General features: G+C 31.2%; 4 protein-coding genes and 2 pseudogenes. 4 read left to right on the top strand and 2 right to left on the bottom strand.

Features of this window, described 5'->3' with window-relative positions:
• Window positions 1-68 precede the first annotated feature (68 nt).
• Together ACFOZZ_RS08285 and ACFOZZ_RS08280 are read right to left on the bottom strand one after the other, a co-directional pair.
• Window positions 69-155, bottom strand: a pseudogene (locus tag ACFOZZ_RS08285) (family 1 glycosylhydrolase); the annotation flags it as partial.
• A gap of 122 nt (window positions 156-277) precedes the next feature.
• Window positions 278-1,018: a MurR/RpiR family transcriptional regulator gene (locus ACFOZZ_RS08280; protein WP_376815068.1), complete on the bottom strand. Its 741-nt coding sequence runs from the start codon at window positions 1,016-1,018 to the stop codon at window positions 278-280.
• A gap of 171 nt (window positions 1,019-1,189) precedes the next feature.
• On the opposite strand from ACFOZZ_RS08280, the gene ACFOZZ_RS08275 reads away from it, so the two are divergent.
• From ACFOZZ_RS08275 to ACFOZZ_RS08260, 4 genes and pseudogenes are all read left to right on the top strand, one after another.
• Window positions 1,190-1,498, top strand: a complete 309-nt coding sequence (locus ACFOZZ_RS08275; RefSeq protein WP_022425378.1) for a PTS sugar transporter subunit IIB — start codon at window positions 1,190-1,192, stop codon at window positions 1,496-1,498.
• Between the two features lie 52 nt (window positions 1,499-1,550).
• On the top strand, window positions 1,551-1,796 hold the full coding sequence (locus ACFOZZ_RS08270; RefSeq protein WP_376815067.1) for a hypothetical protein: 246 nt from the start codon (window positions 1,551-1,553) through the stop codon (window positions 1,794-1,796).
• Between the two features lie 752 nt (window positions 1,797-2,548).
• Window positions 2,549-2,767, top strand: coding sequence for a helix-turn-helix domain-containing protein (locus ACFOZZ_RS08265; RefSeq protein ID WP_376815066.1), 219 nt, complete (start codon window positions 2,549-2,551; stop codon window positions 2,765-2,767).
• Window positions 2,768-2,887: 120 nt separating this feature from the next.
• Window positions 2,888-3,170, top strand: a pseudogene (locus tag ACFOZZ_RS08260) (RNA-guided endonuclease TnpB family protein); the annotation flags it as partial.

Below are 3,170 nucleotides of genomic sequence, written 5' to 3'. Positions count from 1 at the left end.
CACCTGTTTATTAATTTAATTTGCGGTTTTATTACTTTTTATTATGGGTAGAGTTTGCGGTTTAACACTAAACCACGACCATCTTCAAATATGCCACCTTCAACCTGATTCGCAGCAGTGGCACCTCCCCACAAGAATCCTTCTTTAAATCCCATATTAAGTTCCTCCTCTATATATTTTGCCACAAACAATTATAACTATCTCTATATTGTTTGGCTTCCTGTCTATAGAATAGAGGATTAGATTGAAGAAAGCAAAAAAGTTTCCAATTTGGAAACTAGTTTTGTAATTCTAGTAATAGAATATCTATCATGTACTTAATAATATATTCACTGTATTTTTCATCGAGCAGGGGAACGATTATTTGATTTTGACATAATGTAATACTTTCATTACATGTAATAAGCCATTGATCAACATGAGATTCTTTTATACGTTTAATGACACGCTTATTATAATGGAAAGAATGCCCATTTGTACTTAGTACAATTAAGAGATCATTATCTAGAAAATGATAATCCTTGTTAAAATCAGCATCACATATAATTGTCTGAATATCATATATCTGAATTTCTCTTTGGATATTATAACAAACAGATCTGACATCACCGTGTGCATATAAATATACTTTATTTGCTTGCTTGATATCTTGTATAAGTTTTTGAATTAACTTCAAATTAATATGATTGATCATATATTGGATATTTTGAATGAAATCTTTAGTAAAATACATTACATTTGTTTCAAAACTTTGATGTGGGTTTAAGATTTTTTTTCTTTTTGAGATTAAATCTAAATATTGAATACACGCATTTTTAAATTCTTCATAGTTTTCATAATCTAATTTTCTTATGCATTTTGATACTTGACCTTTAGAAATTAAAGATTCTTTTGAAATATCATCAATACTTAGATTTGGAATTCTATGGATATTCTTTTTAATATAGAAGCATAATTCAAGCAAAGTTGTACTTGAAGAATGACTATTTAAATAATCGTTTACTTTATCTATAATCATTGTATCAACTCCATTCATACATAGTTTATCATAAATGATCTTGAGTGACTATAAGCAGGGTACAGTGAAGCATTATCAGTATAAAAAATGATTTTGGTGAATAAAAAACACTTTAAAGGCAACGGTTACAGTATTATAATGATTATTAGGTGAATTAGGAGGATAATTGATATGGTAAATATTATGTTATGTTGTGCTGCAGGTATGTCTACAAGCTTACTTGTTGAAAAAATGAAGAAAGAAGCAGAAAAACAAGGTATTGAAGCAAATATCTGGGCAGTCGGTGCGAATGAAGCAAAAGCAAACGGCGCTAAAGCAGATGTTGTATTACTTGGCCCACAGGTAAGATATCTTGAAGCAACTGTTAAGAAGGAAGTAGCACCAACTCCTGCACAGTTAATTGATATGCGTTCATATGGTCGTATGGATGGCGCTGCAGTATTAAAGCAGGCTATGGACTTAATTGAAGCAAATAAGTAATGAAATCCGCATATGCGGATTTTTTTGTTTTATAATGGTAATAGAGGTGAGCATGATGGAAACAATATCTATTACCAATAGAGGGTCTATACGTAAGTTTGTGGATGATGTATTTATTGATACAATAGAAAATATCTATGCTTTATGTGATTTGAAAATCTCTTATTATGGTGTAAGTATCGCATATAATAATACTGGTCAGTTGAAGAAATATAAGAGAGGAAAAATATTACATAACTATCTATCAAATAATGAACTAGAAAGAATCAATTTCTTTTCAGTACAGATGATTTTTTGACAGTAGCATATGATTATTTCCTCGCTATTTCTATTAACTATAAAAATAACTTTATGACAGCGACATTTGATGAAAATGTAATGGATCATGAATGTATTGAAGAAATTAAAACCCTATTTGATACCTTCATGGAAAAACCCTATATGCAGGAAATATATATACGATGGATAAAGAAGAAACGCCATTATTATATGCGATGGGAATTAAAAATGATTTCAAAACATTAAACATCTTGTCTAGTCAGATTGTGAAGGAGGAAAATATAAGTAACTAAATATATTGACTGTTGTGATTAAATGTGTTCAAATCCTTTCAAAGGAGAGTGTTAAAATGAATACATCAAATATCACAAATTAGAAGCCAAAGGATTTTGCTGAATTTTTAGGCGTATCTGTTAAGGTATTATAACGTTGAGATAGAAAAGGAACTTTAAAGGCAAACCGAACCACAACTAATAGGTGTTATTATACTTATAATCAACATTTACTAAATCAAGTTGCATTTTTAAGATGGTTTTGTAATGTAAAAGAATTATTTGAATACCCACAAACCACAGGATAGTAAAAATTAAATTATATAAACGCCTATAAATCGGCACTCATGAAGCTGAACTTTATGCATAAACTTTCTATTTGTTCTATAATTAGATTAGAAATCAGATGGAGAACTCATGCAGGATATTGTTTCAATACTTCATGTTTTCTCCTGCAGGCTGTAAGGGCATCATAAGTATAAAAAACTGATAGAAAGGGATGAGGAAATTGCTGAAGAGCTTCAAGACGGAAATAAATCCGACAGAAGAGCAGAAAGTCAAAATTCGTAAAACTATAGGTACTTGCAGATTTATCTATAACTTCTATCTTGCTCATAATAAGGAACTTCATGAAAGTGGCAAAAAGTTTATGAGCAGCTGCCAGTTTATCGTATGGCTCAACAATGAGTTTCTTCCGAGCCATCCAGAATATTCCTGAATCAAGGAAGCTTATTCAAAATCGGTAACACAGGCAGTAAATAACGGACAGACCGCATTTGAAAAATTCTTTAATCACAAGAGCGCCTTTCCAAAATTTAAGAAGAAAGGCAGATCTGATGTGAAGATGTATTTCGTAAGGAATAATCCAAAAGATTGCCTCTGTGAAAGACACAGAATCAAGATTCCGTCACTTGGATGGGTCCGCATCAAAGAGAAAGGATATATTCCAACTACAAAAGGCGGATATGTAATTAAGAGCGGTCATGTCTCAATAAAGGCTGACAGATACTATGTTTCAGTTCTTATAGAAATCCCAGATAGAAGGACAGCCAATAATTCCAGTAAAGGAATTGGCATTGACCTTGGATTAAAGGACTTTGCGGTTGTTTCTAATAGAAAGA

The organism is Catenibacterium sp. GCM10023432 (assembly GCF_042651925.1).
GTDB lineage: Bacteria > Bacillota_I > Bacilli_A > Erysipelotrichales > Coprobacillaceae > Catenibacterium > Catenibacterium mitsuoka.
This window is presented reverse-complemented; position numbering and strand designations above follow the sequence as displayed.

Bases quoted from the DNA above. Each gene is read 5' to 3' on its own strand.
- ACFOZZ_RS08280 (WP_376815068.1), bottom strand. From the start codon at position 1,018: ATGATTATAGATAAAGTAAACGATTATTTAAATAGTCATTCTTCAAGT.
- ACFOZZ_RS08275 (WP_022425378.1), top strand. From the start codon at position 1,190: ATGGTAAATATTATGTTATGTTGTGCTGCAGGTATGTCTACAAGCTTA.
- ACFOZZ_RS08270 (WP_376815067.1), top strand. From the start codon at position 1,551: ATGATGGAAACAATATCTATTACCAATAGAGGGTCTATACGTAAGTTT.
- ACFOZZ_RS08265 (WP_376815066.1), top strand. From the start codon at position 2,549: ATGAGGAAATTGCTGAAGAGCTTCAAGACGGAAATAAATCCGACAGAA.